The organism is Chryseobacterium mucoviscidosis (genome assembly GCF_002177115.1).
Lineage (GTDB): Bacteria > Bacteroidota > Bacteroidia > Flavobacteriales > Weeksellaceae > Chryseobacterium > Chryseobacterium mucoviscidosis.
Genome location: NZ_MVAG01000128.1, coordinates 195,735 through 213,204, shown reverse-complemented (window position 1 = coordinate 213,204; position 17,470 = coordinate 195,735). Strand labels below are relative to the sequence as shown.

The following is a 17,470-nucleotide window of genomic DNA, read 5'->3' as shown; positions in this document are numbered from 1 at the left end:
ATATAAATTATGATAGAAGTTATAATCGGCGTTGTTTGTTTATTAATCGGTGCTGCTGCAGGGATGTTTTTTTCCAAAAGCTCATTGAATACCAAAGCAAAATTTATTATAGATGATGCACAGAAAAATGCCGAAAACCTTATAGAAAAAGCCAATGTACAGGCTGAATCCATAAAGAAAGAAAAGAACCTTCAGGCAAAAGAAAAATTCCTTGAACTGAAATCTCAGCACGACGCAGACATTCAGGTAAGAGAAAAGAAAATGCAGGAAGTAGAAAAAAGAATCAAGGATAAGGAGCACAAGCTGAACGATGAGCTTAGCAAAACAGGAAAACTTGAAAAAGATCTGGACAAGCAGATTGCTGATTATGCTAAAAAAACAGAAATTTTAGAAAGAAAACAGCATGAACTAGACGTTGCAACCGCTAAAAAAGTTGAGATTTTAGAAAAAATTGCCAACTACACCGCTGAAGAAGCAAAAGCAGAATTGGTAGAAACCATGAAGGCGGAAGCGAAAACAAGAGCTCAGGCGCACGTTCAGAGCATTATGGAAGAAGCGCAGCTTAATGCAAAAAGCGAAGCAAGAAAAATCGTTATCCAGACCATTCAGAGAATCGGAACAGAACAGGCAATCGAAAATTCCGTTTCCGTTTTCAATATCGAATCGGATGAGGTAAAAGGAAGAATCATTGGTAGAGAAGGTAGAAATATTCGTGCTTTGGAAGCCGTTACAGGAGTGGAAATTATTGTGGACGATACTCCGGAAGCAATCCTTCTTTCATGTTTCGATCCGGTAAGAAGAGAAATCGCAAGATTATCCCTTCACAGATTGGTAACAGACGGTAGAATTCACCCGGCAAGAATCGAAGAAGTTGTAGAAAAAACAAGAAAGCAGATCGAAGAAGAGATCATTGAAGTAGGAAAAAGAACGATCATCGATTTAGGAATCCACGGATTACACCCTGAATTAATTAAAATCGTAGGTAGGATGAAATACCGTTCTTCTTACGGTCAAAACCTATTACAGCACTCAAGAGAAGTGGCAAATATTGCGGCGACAATGGCGGCTGAATTAGGCTTAAATGTAAAATTAGCGAAAAGAGCAGGACTTTTACACGATATCGGTAAAGTTCCGGAGCAGGAATCTGAACTTCCTCACGCTTTATTAGGTATGCAGTGGGCAGAAAAATACGGTGAAAATGCAGAAGTTGTAAATGCCATCGGAGCACACCACGACGAAGTGGAAATGACTTCACTATTGTCTCCGATCATTCAGGTTGCCGATGCAATCTCAGGAGCAAGACCGGGAGCAAGAAGACAGGTTCTTGAATCATATATCCAAAGACTGAAAGACCTTGAATCTGCAGCATTAAGTTTTGACGGAGTTTCTTCGGCTTATGCAATTCAGGCAGGGAGAGAGTTAAGAGTAATGGTAGAAAGCGGAAAAGTAAATGATGAAGTAGCTTCTCAGTTATCGTACGACATCTCAGAAAAAATTCAAAACGAACTTACTTATCCGGGACAGGTAAAAGTAACAGTAATCAGAGAAACGAGAGCTGTGAATATTGCGAGATAAGAATCAGAAAAAGATAATTCATAAAAACCTTTCAAGAAATTGGAAGGTTTTTTATTTTTATCAAAAAAAAATTTAAACTATTTACAGAATAAACCGCAAAAGAGGCAAAAGATAATAATAAAGCAAATTTCCAAAATGATCAAAGTGCTCAAAAGAATAAAAATCAAAGATTTTTATAAACTATTGTGATCTTTTTCATTTATAATCAACACTTTGAATAAAAGTTTAGTTCATCTTTTGCTACTTTTGTGGTTAAATAAAAAGTTTAAACAGACTTAAAATTTAAAACTCCAAAATGCAAGAACTTTCCACGTCTTCAAAACTGAAGTACATTTTTTCCATTCCTGTTATCATTTCCGCGTTAGGCTACTTTGTAGATATCTACGACTTACTTTTATTTGGGATCGTAAGAATTCCAAGTTTAAAAGCTTTAGGGCTGAATCCGGATGTAGACGGAACGTTTATTCTTAATGCACAGATGATTGGTTTACTATTGGGCGGAATTTTCTGGGGAATTTTCGGTGACAAGAAAGGAAGGCTTTCCGTTTTGTTCGGTTCTATTTTAGTCTATTCTTTGGCGAATATTGCTTGTGGATTTTTACCTTACTTCCCCAAAGATCATTTGGTGTATCAATATGCTGGATTAAGATTTATCGCAGGGATTGGATTAGCCGGAGAGCTCGGAGCAGGAATTACCCTTGTTTCTGAAAGCCTGCCGAAGAATTTAAGAGCGATCGGAACGTCCGTTGTCGCCGGTTTCGGACTAATGGGAGCCGTTGTAGCTCAGTTAACGGTAGAATTAGCAGGAGGATGGAATGTTTCTTACATCATCGGAGGAGTTTTGGGAATTCTGCTTTTATTTCTCAGAATCAGTGTTTCCGAATCCGGAATTTATAAAACCATGGAACATCAGTCGGTTTCCAAAGGAAATTTCCTGTCGTTTTTCACCAATAAAGACCGTTTAATGCGATATTTAAAATGCATTGCAATAGGATTACCCACCTGGTTTTGTATCGGTATTCTGGCGGTTTTAGCCAATCAGTTTGCTACCGAGCTGGGAATTGAAAATCTTAACCCCGGAAAAGCCATCATGTGGGCGTATGTCGGGATCTCTGCCGGAGATTTGGCAAGCGGTTTTATCTCTCATTTTTTAAAATCCAGAAAAATGGCGATCTTTTATATGTTGGTTTTTACGATTGTCGGAGTTGCACTGATGCTTTTCGGAAATACCGATACCGAAACAAAATATTACATCTTCTGCATATGGCTCGGATTGGGAACAGGATATTGGGCAATGTTTGTTACGCTGGCTGCGGAACAGTTTGGAACCAATATCAGAAACACCGCAACCACCACCATTCCGAATATGGTGCGCGGATTGGTTCCTGTAATGATTTTTGCATTTGATCTTTTCAAAAAAGATTTTTCGGTCATTATAAGCGCGGCAATTGTGGGAATTATTGTTTTCGGACTGGCTTTTTATGCTTCATTAACGGTCTCCGAAACTCACGATAAAGATCTGGAATTTACAGAATAATTTCTGCTGTTTAAGAAATAATAATCTCAAATTTTCGTTATCAGTTTTAATAAGCTTAAGAGAATAAATAAATTATCAAAAATAATAGTAAATTATGCTTTGAATAATGAATATTTGTTTAACTTTGGCACGCAACTAAAACTAACGTTTAACATCAAAAATCACATTACAATGCAAAATTTTTTGAAAAAAGCAACAAAATTAAAAAAAGCCGATCTTAAAAACATTACTGGAGGCGTAAGCGGAACACCGGATCTTTCAAAATGCGGATGCAGTTGTTCAGGATCTGTAACAGGACCATTTTATTGCGTTCAGTACATTGCTTGTCCGCAGGTTTATACCTGCTACGAAGCTATATAAGAACTTATTTCAATTAGAAATAAACATTTCCACATTTAATACGCAAAAGCCTTTTGGGATCTTCCAAAAGGTTTTTGTAATTAATAGATGTCTTGTTATGAAGCAAAAAATATTTTGGAGCTTTATCTCGCTTTCCGCACTCGCTATTTTCATTATTTGTGCTGCGGCAGCGAAGCTGCCGCAGCACAAATAATGAAAATGAGCTCAGACAATTGCTCCAATCGAGGCTAGGGTTGCAGGATCTCTTACGGCCATCAGTTAAAATTTAAAATATACAGCAAACTTCCGGTACTGATAAAAATCCACAGAAATACAGACAAAGCAAGAGGTTTGAAACCGATGGTTCTCAGAGTTTGTAAAGAAAGGGTAGAACCGATAAAAAACAACGTTAAATTTAACCCTGACTTCGCTAAAACAGTAATGGAAGAACTAAGTTCACCAACAAAAGGAAAATACGTATTCAGCAAAATAGCCACAATAAAATAACCGATAAACCATGGAATTTTCACTTTAGAACCCTTACTTTTAAAAATAAACATCGTAATCACAGAAACCGGAATAATCCACAATGCTCTGGCTAACTTTACCGTAGTAGCGATTTTAAGCGCTTCATTTCCGTATTTTCCTGCCGCTCCTACCACAGAACTCGTATCATGAATGCCGATCGCGCACCATAAACCGAACTGTTCCTGTGTAAGATGCAGCAAATGACCGATGGGCGGATAAATAAACAGTGCAACAGAATTCAATGTAAATACAATCGCAAGAGCCAGTGAAATCTGCTTCGTATTGGGTTTAATGATGGGAGAAATTGCTGCAATCGCACTTCCGCCACAGATGGCGGTTCCCGCAGAAATAAGATAAGACAAAGGTCTTTCAAGCTTAAGGAATTTTCCGGCAAAATATCCTAAAATCATCACAGTAAAAATGCTCATAACCGTTAAAATAAATCCGGATTTTCCGGCCTCCAAAGCTTCATCAAGTTTTAGCCCGAATCCCAAACCTACAATGGAAATCTGCAATAATAAATGAATATACTGATGCAGACTCTTTTCAAAAGGATTTCCGAGAAAAACCGCCAGTACAAATCCCAAAAGCAATGCAACAGGCGAAGAAACAATAGGAGTGAGGCATACAACTGCCAGTAATATGAAGATTATTTTCTTGGAAGTTTCATGAAATAGTAAACTTTTCATTGATAGGAATTTTAAATTAATGATTCAAAATTCCGACAATTATCATTACAAAGTAAATCGTATTTTGTTATACAGAATAACTTAAAGTTATAATTTAACTGCTGTTTTTTGTTAAATTTAAATCTGGCTGATAAATTTTAAGAACAGGCGGATCAGTTCAGATTGTTCACCTTTGGGAAGAATAAAATGAAAATTCCTTTCAATACTGAAATTTTTAACATCAATAATCGTCAGTTGATTGTTTTTTAATTCATTTAAAATCGTACTGATCGAAAGGAAAGCCAAAGCATCTGAATGCAAAAGATATTGTTTAATACTTTCGCTGCTTCCCAATTGCATTACAACATTCAGATTTTCAATAACAATTCCTTTTTCCTTCAATCTGTTTTGGATAAACTCCAGAGAACCGGAACCCTGTTCTCTTAAAACCAATTCCAGTTCGTACAAATCATTAATATTCAGAGTTTTATTGGCTAAAGGATGATTCGCTTTTGCAACCAGTACGATTTCATCAGCTTTAAATTTCTGATAATCAAAGTAGGCAGATTGAGATTCCCCTTCAATAATCCCGAGATCGATTTTCCCTTCCTTCAGCAATTCGGAAATCATTTCCGTATTGTGCGTAATCAATTCAATCTTAAGATCTTTGTAATAAGATTTGAATTTAGCTAAAATTTCCGGTAAAATATACTGAGCAACCGTGGTACTCGCTCCGATAATCAGTTTTCCCTGATGTTTTTGATTAATCTGATGAATCTCAAATTCAAGATCGCGATAAATATTCCTGATCTTTTCAGCATATTCAAACAAAATTTTTCCGCTTTGCGTCAGTTGAATAGAAGTTCCTTTTCTGTCAAATAGTTTAGTATTTAATTGATTTTCAATTTCTTTAATATGCTTTGTGACGGCAGGCTGCGAAATATTCAGTTCTTCCGAAGCTTTGGTAAAACTCGATCTGGAAGCAACGGTATGAAAAACTTTTAATCTGTAATCAAACATTGTGGTTGTTGGTTTTTAGTTGACGGTTGATGGTTTTTAATTATAGTAAAATTACAGCGTTAATTGCTGACAAATATCAACCATAAACGACTCTACAAATCCGAGAAATTTTTATCTTGAAGATGTTCAAATCTACGGTTTTTTGCTTCACCGATCTTTTGTTTTGTATAAATGCTGTTATTTCCTGAAAACAAATACGATACGATACACGCAATTGCCACATAGATTCCACATTCTGCTCCAAAAAGTTCAATTCCCATAAGCATACACGCAAGCGGAGTGTTGGTTGCGCCCGCAAAAACAGCCACAAATCCCATTCCGGCGAGCAAACCGAACGGAAGCGGAATAAATAATGATAATGCACTTCCTAAAGCTGCCCCGATAAAGAAAAGGGGAGTCACTTCACCGCCTTTAAATCCTGCTGAAAGCGTAATGATGGTAAAAATCATTTTGAAGGCAAAATCATAAAGCGGAAGCTGTTTTTCAAAAGATTCTACAATAGTCGGAATTCCCAATCCGATATATCTTGTAGTTCCCATTGCAAAAACGGCAACAGCAACAATAATTCCGCCGACAACCGGACGAAACGGAGGATATTTTATGTTAGATTTGAAGACAGAACCCGTAAAATGAATCATCCTGCTGAAAGCCGCAGCGCAGATTCCAAATAAAATTCCTGCCAAAACACTGTATAAAATCGGTAAAAATTCAAGTTTTGGAATAAGTTCGATATGATAGTGCGTATGTTTTGCTTTCCAGAGATTGGTAACAAGATCAGCCAAAACCGCAGAAGTAAAAGCCGGAAAAATAGCATTGTAACGAATCCGTCCGATCAGGAAAACTTCAAGTCCGAAAATCGCTCCGGCTAAAGGAGTTCCGAAAACCGAACCAAAACCTGCCGCAATAGCCGAAATCAGTAAAATTTTTCTGTCGTTTTTATCAAGTTTCAGGATTTTCGTCAGTTGATCGGAAATTGCTCCCGCCATTTGAAGCGCCGTTCCTTCACGACCTGCAGAACCTCCAAAAAAATGAGTGACCATCGTTCCTAAATAAACAAAAGGTGCCATTTTTAAAGGAATAATTTCCTTCGGTTCCTGAATATTTTCCAGAAGCAAATTGTTTCCTGCTTCCACATCTTTTCCGAAATAATGATACAAAAGTCCCGTTAAAAATCCACCAACAGGCAAAAACGCAATCAGCCAGAGATGATTTTCCCGGAAATCGGTTGCCCATTGCAGTGATGTTAAAAATCCGGCAGAAGCACTTCCTGCCAAAATCCCGATAATACTACTGATAAAAAGCCATTTCAGAATATAAGGGAAAGCTGGGTATTTCCTGAAGAAAAAACCAGTGTGAAATTTTATTGTACGGCTTAAATTTCTTTGATGTTGAGACATAATTTTCCTGATCAATTACTGTTAATAATCTTTTAATCAGGCGTCATCAGCTTTTGAAAAGCGGTTGGGTAAGGAAGAACACCATTTCCTTTTGTAGTGCAAAGATAAAAATTATAAATCATTTTTCAGAAGATATTTCTGCTTTTAAATCTTTGTTTACAGAACCGTCAAAAATTCTAAAGAAAAGGCTTCATTTCATCCTCAATCTGAGTTCTTAGTTCCATAAGACGTTTTGCATACTGTTCCTGTTGTTTTTCCTCTTCTGTTTCCGGAATCCATTTCGGAACGGGAAGTTTTTTTCCGTTTTCGTCTACGGCAACAAATACAATGATGCAGTGTGTTTTTTTATCGAAATTCGGCTGTTTCAGGTTTCTGGAAAATACATTGATGGAAATATGCATACTCGATGAACCTGTGTAAATAACCTGCGCTTCCACTTTTACAATTTCTCCGATTTTGATGGGTTCGTAGAAACGGATTCCGCCAACATATACTGTTACGGAGTAATTTCCGCTCCACGTTGTTGCACAGGCATAACCAGCCTGATCAATCCATTTCATGACGCTTCCTCCATGTACATTTCCACCGTAGTTGACATCTGAAGGTTCTGAAATAAACTGAAAAGTGATCGGTTTGTTGTCCATTCTTTTTAAAATTTGAATAAAGGTATTTATAATTTTTAAAATTTTGGATTAAATCTTACTTTTGAAGAATGAAAATGTTAAAATTTTCTCTTAATCCTCAAAATAAATCTCTCAATGAAAAAAGTATTTTACCTGAATACGTGTGGTACGTGTAAAAAAATAATGGCTGAGTTTGATCTTAAAGACTGGGAACTTCGGGAAATAAAAAAAACTCCTGTTACCAAAGAAGAGCTTGCAGAAATGTATGAAAAAACAAAGTCTTATGAAGCACTGTTCAGTAAAAAATCTACCCAGATCAAACAAAGGGATATAGATGTAAAATCTCTTTCGGAAGATGGTTTTAAAGATTTGCTGCTGGATCATTATTCTTTTTTGAAACGTCCCGTTTTCATTACCGATGATAATATTTTTGTTGGAAATGAAAAGAAGAATGTGGAAGCTTTGCGGGAGTTTTTTGTAGTATAGAAGTAAGATATATTTAATGGAAAAGCCTTAATTTTTCTGTAATTATAACGACTATTTTAAATATTTTTAAGGTTCAAACCTCACAGGTTTTAAAAACCTGTGAGGTTTTTTGGGCATGAAAAAGAGTAGACTTATGGATAAAAAGTTAAATTTTCCGGTAATAACTACAGTTATTTTAAATGCATTTATATTAATTGGGGCCGGTCATGGATTTGGTTTTTTATTCGTCTATGAAATTTTAAGCCTAAACTTTATTTTTACGGATTTCACTGCTTTTAACTGGAGTCACTATGACGAAAGATTGATGCCGGTATCCTTTTTGTCTTTAATTTTTCAGATATTACTTTTAATTTGTCTGAGAATAAAAGCAGGACGGCTGAAGAGAATTTTAATAACAACTTTTTCACTTCTTCTCCTATTGATATTTTTTTTTTTAGTTCAGGATTTTTCAAGATCGAACCTAGATAAATTCTCTTTAATCGGCGCAATTCCATTCTTTATATCATCTTTATTTTTGTTATTTAAAGTAAATTTTATAAAGAAGAGTTAAACTCTTCTTATATTGTCTTTATAACTTAAATCTCACAGGTTTTTAAAACCTGTGAGGTTTTTTCGGTATACTAAAAATTGCAGGAAGTCTCAAACAATTTACGGGAAGCGAACTGCAACTGACGGAAGTCTTAAACAAAACCGTTTTCAAAAATTAACTGTTATGTAATTCTGTAAAGCGATTTTCGTATGATCTTAAATATAAGTTTCTTTTTTTTAGACCATTATTATTCATCATTTTTAATTCGTCATTCTGATGAAAAGGAAGGTTTTCGGAAAGTTTTTCGGTGAATTTCTCCATTCCTGTACAATATTGATCGAGAAATTCATATTTTTCATTGACCGTAATTATTTCAAGACCGGATTGAATTTGATCCTGCAGAAAACGAATAGAGAACGAATTTACTTCTATAATATCTGAATATTTTAGGTATTGTTTTGGCTTTGATTCTTTTTTGAAATAAAATCCTTCTGCGTTATAACTGAAAATTCCGTCTTCTGAATAAAGTCTGTTCATCTCTTTTTCTGTTGATTCATAATCTGTTGGAAAATTTCCTGTCATTATTTTTGCAATGGTAAAACAGAGCGCAACAAAACAGCCGAAAATAATGAGATAAGAAATTCCTTCACTTTCAAAAACAGGATAGAAAATGTAAACTGAAATAAGTACAATGATACAAATGGATACCATTTTTTTCATCAGGAAAAATTTTTGTAATAGTACGAAAAAATGTATTGCAATATATTATTTTAGCCCGGATAGAAACGGCATCCTTTATTTTTTTGCCGGAGCTTCGCTCCGGTAAAAAAATAAAGATAGAGTGGATAGCCGGAAACAGCTTCAAAAAAATAACCGCCTCACAAATTCTGCAAGGCGGTTTTATATTCGTTAAAAAACAATCAGTTATACAAAAGGAGCTTTTACTACTTTGGCAGGAATGTTTTTATTTCTTACCTGAATGAAGATTTCAGAACCTAATTTGAAGTGAGGTTTATCTACATAAGCAAGACCTAAACCTACTTTTTTCATTGGAGACTGTGTTCCCGAAGTTACTTTTCCGATAACGTTTCCTTCTGCGTCTACAACAGGGTAGTCGTGTCTTGGAACCCCTTTATCCGTTAATTCAAAACCTACTAATTTTCTGGTAATGCCTTCTTCTTTTTGCTTGGCAAATGTCTCTTTAGACACAAAATCTTTATCAAATTTTGTAATCCATCCCAAACCTGCCTCAATAGGAGAAGTGGTATCATCGATATCGTTTCCGTAAAGGCAGAACCCTTTTTCAAGACGAAGTGTATCTCTTGCAGCCAGTCCGCAAGGAATAATTCCTTCTTCCGCACCTGCTTCAATAATAGCATCCCAAAGTTTTTCGGCAGATTCGTTTTTAAAATAGATCTCAAAACCTCCGCTTCCGGTGTAGCCTGTGTTGGAAATGATCACCTCACTTACTCCTGCAACAGAACCTACTGTAAAATGATAGTAAGGAATTTCAGAAAGGTTGGTTTCGGTTAATTTCTGAAGAATTTCAGTCGCTTTCGGTCCCTGAACTGCCAATAAAGACATTTCATCCGAAGCATTCGTCATCTTTGCCCCGAAAGTATTGTATTTGGAGATATGATCCCAGTCTTTATCAATATTTGAAGCATTGACAACTACGAAATATTTGTCGTCTTCCATTTTATAAACGATAAGATCGTCTACAATTCCTCCGTTTTCGTTAGGAAGACAAGAGTACTGTGCTTTTCCATTTTCCAGAGCGTCTACATTGTTGGTGGTTACATACTGCAAAAGCTCTTTAGAACCTTCCCCTTCAATGAAAAACTGTCCCATGTGAGACACATCAAACAAACCTGCCTTTTCTCTTACGGCAAAGTGTTCTTCAGTAACTCCGGAATATTGTACAGGCATTTCAAAACCTGCGAAAGGTACGATTTTAGCTCCCAAAGAAACGTGTTTGTCGTACAATGCTGTTTTCTTCATATTTAATTTTTATTTCTATTTCTTTATTTTAAAACTGTCGAAAGCCTCGTTGAAAAGCTTCATATAATTTCCGTTCCAGTACTTTTGTGTGCAGTTGATGGTAACGAGAAACAAATCTTTGTCTTTCTGAAAAACTTTGGTTATCCAGTGGAGTTTTTCGTGTTCATCATCATATTCGTAAAAATATTCTGTGTATCCTTTTTTTCCGCTTTTGCTTTTTATTTTCTTCTCGTCATCCGAAGACTTGTAAAGCGCGAGAATGAATTTTTTAGTTTCCGTTTTCGGAAGATTAAGATCGTGGTATTCTGAAATCGTAATGGCCCCAATTTCGTTGCCCGGGAAAATATTGATAATATCATTGTCGTTCGTTACTTTCCAGCCTTCCGGAAGCGTGATGGAATAATTGTCGTTTTCGTACACTTTTGTAGAGACAGACTGTGCGAAAAGTAAAGATCCGGTTACCAATGAGATGATAAGAAGAAACTTTTTCATGAATGTAGATGATGTTTATATTCTTCAAGAATGATTTTAAACCATTCTGTAAAGTTATCAGGATTTTCAGAAATTTCTTGGTTGAGATTTTCGAGAGAAATGTATCGTACTTCTTCCACTTCCTCTTTATTTAGATAGAATTCGCCTTCGAAAGTTCCTGTAAAAACGTGATCAAGTTCGTGTTCCCAAAGCCCATTTCCGACATCGGCTTTATAAATAAAATTAAATTTTTCCGAAAGCTCAACATCAATTCCCAATTCTTCCTTTACTCTTCTTTTGGCTCCTTCAAGATAAGTTTCTTCACTTCTCGGGTGTGAACAGACTGCATTGGTCCATTTCAGAGGAGAATGATATTTTCCGGAAGCCCTTTTCTGCAAAAGCATTTCGCCATTGCTGTTGAATAAAAAAACTGAAAAAGCGCGATGCAGTAAGCCGTTGATGTGCGCCTGCTGCTTTTCCATCAAGCCAAGAACTTTGTCTTCAGGATTTACTAAAACTACGAATTCTTCCATTCCTACAAATGTAAGTGTAATAAATGTATTTTGGAAATTTTTGGTGAAACATCATATTTTTTGATTTTAACCTGATGTGTTTCCTTTATATTTAAGATTTTGAATGAAATACAGAGATTCAGATTTTACAAAAGAGAAAAATTTTAATTAAAATTGTAGTAAAAGCAAATTAATTATTGATATTATTCATTAAATAAATGTTTTTAACGTAAAAATTTAATATAAAGCAAGTTTAACAAGCCTTTTTGATGCAAAAAATGTAACTTTGCAGTTCAAATTTTTATGATGGAATTAGAGTACATAGAACACATTAGTCCGATTCTTAAGGACGGCGTAAAAAACTATTTAATTGATATTGACGGAACCATTACAGAAGACGTTCCGAACGAAGAGCCTGAGAGAATGGTTACCTGTGAGCCTTTTCCGGATGCTCTGGAAACCATCAACAAATGGTATGACGAAGGTCACCAGATTTGTTTTTTCACGTCAAGAACAGAAAACTTAAAGCAAATTACCATAGACTGGCTGGATAAGCACGGATTTAAATATCACAGTGTTTTATGCGGAAAACCAAGAGGCGGAAATTACCACTGGATCGACAATCATCTGGTAAGAGCAACAAGATATAAAGGAAGATTTACAGACTTGGTTGAAAAACAGGTTACGATTGAAGTTTTCAAAGAAGACGAGTAAAAAAATAAGGAAAAAGATTAAACGATTAAATATTATGATAAATAGTTTTTAATCGTATTGATTTTCTCAAATATTAAATCTATAAAAGTTTTATGAAAGTTTTAGCAAACGACGGTTTGGATCAATCCGGTATTGATGCATTGAAAGAAAAAGGTTTTGAAGTAATTACGACAAAAGTTCCGCAGGAACAGTTGGTAGATTACATTAATGAGCACCAGATCCGTACGATTTTGGTACGCAGTGCAACACAGGTGAGAAAAGACATTATCGATAGCTGTCCTTCCATCGAAATCATCGGGAGAGGTGGAGTAGGAATGGATAATATTGATGTGGATTATGCAAGAGAAAAAGGAATTCATGTGATCAATACCCCTTCTGCATCTTCAGAATCGGTTGCTGAGCTGGTTTTTGCACACCTGTTTTCAGGAGCAAGATTTTTGCAGGATTCCAACAGAAAAATGCCTTTGGTAGGAGATACTGAGTTTGCCGGTCTGAAAAAAGCGTATGCAGCAGGAATTGAGCTGAAAGGTAAAACCATCGGAATTGTCGGAATGGGAAGAATAGGGCAGGAAGTTGCTAAAATAGCTTTAGGTCTTGGAATGAGAGTAATTGCCGCAGATAATAATGTAGGAAAAGCAAGCATTAAGGTTAAGTTTTATAACAACCAGTTCATTAATGTTGATATTGAAACAGAACCGCTTTATGATGTTCTGAAACATTCAGATTTTATCACCCTTCACGTTCCGGCTCAGAAAGACGGTTACATGATCGGGAAAAATGAATTTGAAATGATGAAAGACGGAGTAGCCATTGTAAACTGTTCAAGAGGCGGAGTAATTGACGAAGCCGCTTTAATTGAAGCTTTGAATTCCGGAAAAGTGAAGTTTGCAGGTTTGGATGTATTCATTAACGAACCGACTCCTTCAAAGGAAATTTTAAATCATCCGAAAATCTCCATGACGCCGCATACAGGTGCATCTACCCTGGAAGCGCAGGACAGAATCGGGCTTTCTCTGGCAGAACAGATTTCAAGTATTTTACAGATTCAGTAATTTTTTTGATAAAATATAAAAGCTCCGGCGCAACTTTGTTGCGCCGGAGTCTTGTTTTATAACGAATTTTTTAATTCTTCTTTTTCAGCTCATCACGAATTTCCGCAAGCAATTGTTCTGTTGCAGTAGGTGCAGCAGGAGCTTCAGGTGCGGCAGCTTCTTCTTTCTTCATTTTGTTGATTGCTTTTACCATAATAAATACAACAAGTGCCAGTAAAAGGAAATTAATGGCAACCGTAATAAAATTACCATACGCAAAAATAGCGGCATCAGGCGCAATCTCTTTCGCTTTGGCTAGAGTAGCTCCAGCCGGAATATTTTCAGCTCCTTTTCCCATTGCAAAATAGATACTGCTGAAATCCGGTTTTCCTACAATGGCAGCAACAATTGGCATAATTAAGTCATCGATAACGCTGGTTACAATTTTTCCGAAAGCTCCACCGATGATGACACCGACAGCAAGATCGAAAGCATTACCTTTAATCGCAAACTCTTTAAATTCTTTTACAAATCCCATAATTTATATTTTTTTAAGTATTATTTTCATAAAATATGGGTTTAAATTACAAAAAAAAATATAAATTTTGCCTTTTCATAACTAAATATTAATTAAATATGATAAAATATAAAAGTTTCTTAATTAAGAGATCCACATAATTCTTTTCAGAGCATTTAAAAATTCTTTTTCGTAAATTGCTTTTAATACAAAATACAAGATTAAATATGAAAATTTTTACAGCGGAACAGATTCGCAATGGGGATGAATATACAATAAAAAATGAACCGGTCTCTTCTGTTCAGCTTATGGAAAGAGCTGCGCAGGCTTGTGTTGACTGGATTTTTGAGAATTGTAAAAATCATAGAAATTTTGCAGTCTTTTGTGGTAAAGGCAACAACGGAGGCGATGGTTTCGCTATTGCGAGAATGCTTCATCTCAAAGGTTTTGATGTAGATGTTTTTACCAATACCAAAGCGAAATTTTCTTCGGATGCGGGAAATAATTTCAGGGAATTAAAAGAATTTTCGGGAGTTTCCGTCAAAGAATTTAAAGAAGCAAAAGAGTATAGGTTTGATAACAGAACGGTAATTATTGATGCTCTTTTCGGAACCGGTTTATCTAAAAATATTGAAGGAGAGTTTAAAGAACTTATTGATTTCTTAAATGAAAAAAATAATCTTAAAATTTCCATTGATGTTCCTTCCGGACTCTTCGCAGATGCTGTTTCTGCTGAAAATACCACTATTTTTAAGGCAGATTATACATTGAGTTTTCAGTTCTGGAAAAAAACTTTTCTTCATCCCGAAACCGGAAAATATGCGGGGAAAGTAAAAGTTCTGGATATTAATATAAGTGATGACTATATTGCAGAAACAAAAACAGAAGATTTTGTTATTAATGAAGATATAATCAAAGATATATTCAGACCGAGAAACGAGTTTTCTCACAAAGGGACTTACGGAAAAGTAATTATTGCAGGTGGAAGTTACGGAAAAATAGGTGCGGTGGTTCTTTCTGCAAAATCTGCCCTGAAATCAGGAGCCGGACTTACTTTTACACTGGCTCCAAAATGCGGATATGAAATTTTACAGACTTCGAATCCTGAAGCCATGTTTATCGAAGGAGGACATGATTTTATGGATCATTTTGAAGCTGATGAAAAGGCAGTTTACGGAATTGGTCCCGGTTTAGGAACAAACGAAGAAACCGCGAAGAGCTTTCTAAATTTTCTGAAAAATTATTCTCAGCCTTTAATTTTGGATGCCGATGCATTGAATATCATTTCACAGGATCAAAAAAATCTAAAGATTATTCCGAAAAACTCGATCATAACACCTCATCCGAAAGAGTTTGAAAGATTATTCAGAACTACCGAAAATTCTTTTGAAAGGGTAAAACTGGCTAAAAGTAAAGCCAAAGAACTTGGAATTTATATTGTTTTGAAAGATCATCATACACAGATCATCACGCCGGAAGGAGAAGTTTTTTACAATATTACAGGAAATTCAGGATTGGCGAAAGGCGGAAGCGGAGATATTTTAACCGGAATAATCACCTCCTTTTTAGCACAGCATTACTCAGAAAAAGAAGCTGCAATTTTAGGAGTCTGGTTTCACGGCAGAGCCGCAGAATTTGCTTCTGAAAAGCACTCTAAAGAATCTGTTCTTCCCACCAATATTATTGATGAATTCGGAACTGTTTTCAAAGAACTGAATGCAAAAGTGGAAAAAGCATTATAATTCGAAGATTTTTTTTACGATAAAAAATAAAGGCAAGTCTGGATTACAAACTTGCCTTTTTATATTAGAATTTTTCGCTTATTCAGGTTTTTCGTTTTCAGCCTGAGTAATTTTGAACTTTTTAGAAACGATCATAATAATTACTCCTGCAATCATAAACGGAATAGATAAAATCTGACCGGTGTTTAATCCTCCAAACTGGATGAATTCGTCACCTTGCGGCTCTTTAAGGAATTCTACAAAGAATCTGATTGCCCAAAGAATGATGAAAAACAATCCGAATAACCATCCCTGCTGATATTTTTTGTTGGTTTTTCTGTACAGAATCCACAGTAAAACGAAAAGGCAAACATATCCGAAAGCTTCAAATAACTGTGAAGGATATCGCGGAACTGTTACACCATATTCACTGCTCTGCTGTGGGAAAAGCAATGCAAAAGGAGAGTTGGGATCAACTGGTTTTCCGATGATTTCAGAGTTGAAAAAATTTCCCATTCTCACAAAAGCACCTCCCAAAGCAACCACAATTCCTAATCTGTCGTACACCCAAAAAGGATTTTTTCTGATGATTTTAAATGAATAATAAAGGGTTGTAAAAATTAAAGCAATCGTTGCACCGTGACTCGCCAGTCCTGAAAATCCGGTGAATTTCAAACCGTTTTTCGTGCTGATCGGTAAAAATACACTCCAGAAATCTTCTTTGAAAAGTTCGGGCTGATAAAAAATAACGTGCCCCATTCTTGCTCCTAGAATAGTTCCCAGTAAAGTCCATGTGAAAAGCGGTTCTAAATATTTCTGGTTTACATTATCGATTTTAAAGATTGTGTTCATTAAAATATATCCGAAACCGAATGCAAAAATGAACATCAGACTGTAAAAATGAAGTGTAACAGGTCCCAACTGAATTCCCTTTGTGGGATCCCAGATCTTAAAAGGAGTTTCCAGGCTGATGTTGTCTGATTCTGTAAGAGGTTTTGCTGTTTTTACTGCATATTTAAAGCTTCCGAGATTTTCTTTGGTTGCCGCAACATCAATCACTTTAAAATCTTTGTCTAAAAGCTGATAATGAACAAGCTTGTATTTCGCCAGTGTCGCAATGCTGTAATTTACATAAACAGGCTCGAAATTCGACTCATTCAGAATAACAAGCACATTTTCTTTAATAGGTTTGTCTGCAAATTCATTCAGATCCTGAACTTCAGTGGTCGAATAAATTTTTACCGGAACATCGGTAGAGTTTACTTTTAAAGTTCCGTCGGACATTCCATCCGGATAATTCTGCGCAACAAGACACTGGGTAATGAACGCAAAAATGACGAGATACATTCTGAAAAAAATATTACTCATTGTTATTTTTTTAGTAGTTGTTTATTTTAAATTTTACTTTTTTGGCGGTACAGGATCATATCCGCTTCCTCCCCACGGATGACATCTTGAAATTCTTTTTGCACCCAGCCAGAATCCTTTAAAAATACCGTGAACCTGAAGCGCTTTCACCATGTAATGCGAACAGGTAGGCTCATAACGGCAGTTTTTGGGAAGCAGGGGCGAAATAAACCACTGGTAAAATCTGATGAGAATTACCAAAGGAAAAGTGATGATTTTATTGAATGTAAGTTTCAAAACAATGCAAAAATAGGGTAAAAAATTGAAAATTAGTTTAAATTTGTTAGAAGTTTCGGGACGGTAAAAGTCTGTTCGGTGGTTTGTTTTTTTAATCTCTGCCGAATTTCTGTTCTTTATTCATTCCATTAGAAATGATTATTGTTCCGGACGATTT

Annotated in this window: 18 protein-coding genes and 1 riboswitch; of the genes, 7 read left to right on the top strand and 11 right to left on the bottom strand. The window is 35.7% G+C overall.

What is annotated here, in order from left to right; translation table 11 throughout:
- Positions 1–9: 9 nt before the first annotated feature.
- The 3 genes from rny to B0E34_RS15640 all read left to right on the top strand — a co-directional run bounded on the left by rny (position 10) and on the right by B0E34_RS15640 (position 3,472).
- Positions 10–1,575 (top strand): ribonuclease Y, encoded by a 1,566-nt coding sequence (gene rny / locus B0E34_RS15650; RefSeq protein ID WP_185117464.1) that lies wholly within the window; start codon positions 10–12, stop codon positions 1,573–1,575.
- A gap of 295 nt (positions 1,576–1,870) precedes the next feature.
- Positions 1,871–3,112: an MFS transporter gene (locus tag B0E34_RS15645; protein ID WP_087710946.1), complete on the top strand. Its 1,242-nt coding sequence runs from the start codon at positions 1,871–1,873 to the stop codon at positions 3,110–3,112.
- Between the two features lie 171 nt (positions 3,113–3,283).
- Complete coding sequence (locus B0E34_RS15640) at positions 3,284–3,472, top strand: hypothetical protein (protein ID WP_087710944.1); 189 nt, start codon at positions 3,284–3,286, stop codon at positions 3,470–3,472.
- A 254-nt stretch (positions 3,473–3,726) separates the two neighbouring features.
- Here the strand turns inward: B0E34_RS15640 and B0E34_RS15635 are convergent, their stop codons facing one another.
- The 4 genes from B0E34_RS15635 to B0E34_RS15620 form a co-directional block, all read right to left on the bottom strand.
- Positions 3,727–4,668 carry a YeiH family protein gene (locus B0E34_RS15635; RefSeq protein ID WP_087710942.1) on the bottom strand — a complete coding sequence of 314 codons (942 nt, stop codon included), beginning with the start codon at positions 4,666–4,668 and terminating at the stop codon, positions 3,727–3,729.
- 117 nt (positions 4,669–4,785) lie between these two features.
- The gene (locus B0E34_RS15630; protein WP_087710940.1) at positions 4,786–5,667 is read right to left on the bottom strand and encodes a LysR family transcriptional regulator; all 882 of its coding nucleotides are present in this window, start codon (positions 5,665–5,667) and stop codon (positions 4,786–4,788) included.
- Between the two features lie 92 nt (positions 5,668–5,759).
- Positions 5,760–7,064, bottom strand: a complete 1,305-nt coding sequence (locus B0E34_RS15625; RefSeq protein ID WP_087710938.1) for a voltage-gated chloride channel family protein — start codon at positions 7,062–7,064, stop codon at positions 5,760–5,762.
- A gap of 30 nt (positions 7,065–7,094) precedes the next feature.
- Positions 7,095–7,162, bottom strand: a riboswitch (Fluoride riboswitch).
- A gap of 78 nt (positions 7,163–7,240) precedes the next feature.
- On the bottom strand, positions 7,241–7,708 hold the full coding sequence (locus tag B0E34_RS15620) for an acyl-CoA thioesterase (RefSeq protein ID WP_042722539.1): 468 nt from the start codon (positions 7,706–7,708) through the stop codon (positions 7,241–7,243).
- A 114-nt stretch (positions 7,709–7,822) separates the two neighbouring features.
- On the opposite strand from B0E34_RS15620, the gene B0E34_RS15615 reads away from it, so the two are divergent.
- Entirely contained in the window at positions 7,823–8,173 is a 351-nt protein-coding gene (locus tag B0E34_RS15615; RefSeq protein WP_087710936.1) for an arsenate reductase family protein, read from the top strand.
- 703 nt (positions 8,174–8,876) lie between these two features.
- Here B0E34_RS15615 and B0E34_RS15605 read toward each other — a convergent pair.
- The 4 genes from B0E34_RS15605 to idi form a co-directional block, all read right to left on the bottom strand.
- The gene (locus tag B0E34_RS15605) at positions 8,877–9,422 is read right to left on the bottom strand and encodes a hypothetical protein (RefSeq protein ID WP_087710934.1); all 546 of its coding nucleotides are present in this window, start codon (positions 9,420–9,422) and stop codon (positions 8,877–8,879) included.
- A 204-nt stretch (positions 9,423–9,626) separates the two neighbouring features.
- A complete protein-coding gene (gene gcvT, locus B0E34_RS15600) occupies positions 9,627–10,703 on the bottom strand; it encodes a glycine cleavage system aminomethyltransferase GcvT (protein WP_087710933.1) in 1,077 nt (358 codons plus the stop codon).
- A gap of 15 nt (positions 10,704–10,718) precedes the next feature.
- The gene (locus tag B0E34_RS15595; RefSeq protein WP_087710932.1) at positions 10,719–11,195 is read right to left on the bottom strand and encodes a hypothetical protein; all 477 of its coding nucleotides are present in this window, start codon (positions 11,193–11,195) and stop codon (positions 10,719–10,721) included.
- Positions 11,192–11,707, bottom strand: a complete 516-nt coding sequence (gene idi, locus B0E34_RS15590) for an isopentenyl-diphosphate Delta-isomerase (protein WP_087710931.1) — start codon at positions 11,705–11,707, stop codon at positions 11,192–11,194. Before idi ends, B0E34_RS15595 begins: the two co-directional genes overlap by 4 nt.
- Before the next feature lie 285 nt (positions 11,708–11,992).
- Between idi and B0E34_RS15585 the strand changes: the two genes are divergently transcribed.
- Together B0E34_RS15585 and B0E34_RS15580 are read left to right on the top strand one after the other, a co-directional pair.
- Positions 11,993–12,400, top strand: a complete 408-nt coding sequence (locus tag B0E34_RS15585; protein WP_076393358.1) for an LNS2 domain-containing protein — start codon at positions 11,993–11,995, stop codon at positions 12,398–12,400.
- 92 nt (positions 12,401–12,492) lie between these two features.
- The gene (locus tag B0E34_RS15580; RefSeq protein WP_087710930.1) at positions 12,493–13,452 is read left to right on the top strand and encodes a D-2-hydroxyacid dehydrogenase; all 960 of its coding nucleotides are present in this window, start codon (positions 12,493–12,495) and stop codon (positions 13,450–13,452) included.
- A 70-nt stretch (positions 13,453–13,522) separates the two neighbouring features.
- Here the strand turns inward: B0E34_RS15580 and mscL are convergent, their stop codons facing one another.
- Positions 13,523–13,969, bottom strand: coding sequence for a large conductance mechanosensitive channel protein MscL (gene mscL, locus B0E34_RS15575; RefSeq protein WP_087710929.1), 447 nt, complete (start codon positions 13,967–13,969; stop codon positions 13,523–13,525).
- Between the two features lie 206 nt (positions 13,970–14,175).
- Between mscL and B0E34_RS15570 the strand changes: the two genes are divergently transcribed.
- Entirely contained in the window at positions 14,176–15,690 is a 1,515-nt protein-coding gene (locus B0E34_RS15570; RefSeq protein WP_087710928.1) for an NAD(P)H-hydrate dehydratase, read from the top strand.
- A 78-nt stretch (positions 15,691–15,768) separates the two neighbouring features.
- Here the strand turns inward: B0E34_RS15570 and lgt are convergent, their stop codons facing one another.
- Entirely contained in the window at positions 15,769–16,635 is an 867-nt protein-coding gene (gene lgt / locus B0E34_RS15565; RefSeq protein WP_087711533.1) for a prolipoprotein diacylglyceryl transferase, read from the bottom strand.
- 435 nt (positions 16,636–17,070) lie between these two features.
- Positions 17,071–17,313 (bottom strand): membrane protein insertion efficiency factor YidD, encoded by a 243-nt coding sequence (gene yidD / locus B0E34_RS15560; RefSeq protein ID WP_076393366.1) that lies wholly within the window; start codon positions 17,311–17,313, stop codon positions 17,071–17,073.
- Positions 17,314–17,470: the final 157 nt, after the last annotated feature.

Coding starts and splice junctions, on each gene's coding strand:
- B0E34_RS15635 (WP_087710942.1), bottom strand. CDS start 4,668: ATGAAAAGTTTACTATTTCATGAAACTTCCAAGAAAATAATCTTCATA.
- B0E34_RS15570 (WP_087710928.1), top strand. CDS start 14,176: ATGAAAATTTTTACAGCGGAACAGATTCGCAATGGGGATGAATATACA.
- idi (WP_087710931.1), bottom strand. CDS start 11,707: ATGGAAGAATTCGTAGTTTTAGTAAATCCTGAAGACAAAGTTCTTGGC.
- gcvT (WP_087710933.1), bottom strand. CDS start 10,703: ATGAAGAAAACAGCATTGTACGACAAACACGTTTCTTTGGGAGCTAAA.
- B0E34_RS15620 (WP_042722539.1), bottom strand. CDS start 7,708: ATGGACAACAAACCGATCACTTTTCAGTTTATTTCAGAACCTTCAGAT.
- B0E34_RS15630 (WP_087710940.1), bottom strand. CDS start 5,667: ATGTTTGATTACAGATTAAAAGTTTTTCATACCGTTGCTTCCAGATCG.
- B0E34_RS15615 (WP_087710936.1), top strand. CDS start 7,823: ATGAAAAAAGTATTTTACCTGAATACGTGTGGTACGTGTAAAAAAATA.
- B0E34_RS15605 (WP_087710934.1), bottom strand. CDS start 9,422: ATGAAAAAAATGGTATCCATTTGTATCATTGTACTTATTTCAGTTTAC.
- B0E34_RS15640 (WP_087710944.1), top strand. CDS start 3,284: ATGCAAAATTTTTTGAAAAAAGCAACAAAATTAAAAAAAGCCGATCTT.
- rny (WP_185117464.1), top strand. CDS start 10: ATGATAGAAGTTATAATCGGCGTTGTTTGTTTATTAATCGGTGCTGCT.
- B0E34_RS15595 (WP_087710932.1), bottom strand. CDS start 11,195: ATGAAAAAGTTTCTTCTTATCATCTCATTGGTAACCGGATCTTTACTT.
- mscL (WP_087710929.1), bottom strand. CDS start 13,969: ATGGGATTTGTAAAAGAATTTAAAGAGTTTGCGATTAAAGGTAATGCT.
- B0E34_RS15580 (WP_087710930.1), top strand. CDS start 12,493: ATGAAAGTTTTAGCAAACGACGGTTTGGATCAATCCGGTATTGATGCA.
- B0E34_RS15585 (WP_076393358.1), top strand. CDS start 11,993: ATGGAATTAGAGTACATAGAACACATTAGTCCGATTCTTAAGGACGGC.
- B0E34_RS15645 (WP_087710946.1), top strand. CDS start 1,871: ATGCAAGAACTTTCCACGTCTTCAAAACTGAAGTACATTTTTTCCATT.
- B0E34_RS15625 (WP_087710938.1), bottom strand. CDS start 7,064: ATGTCTCAACATCAAAGAAATTTAAGCCGTACAATAAAATTTCACACT.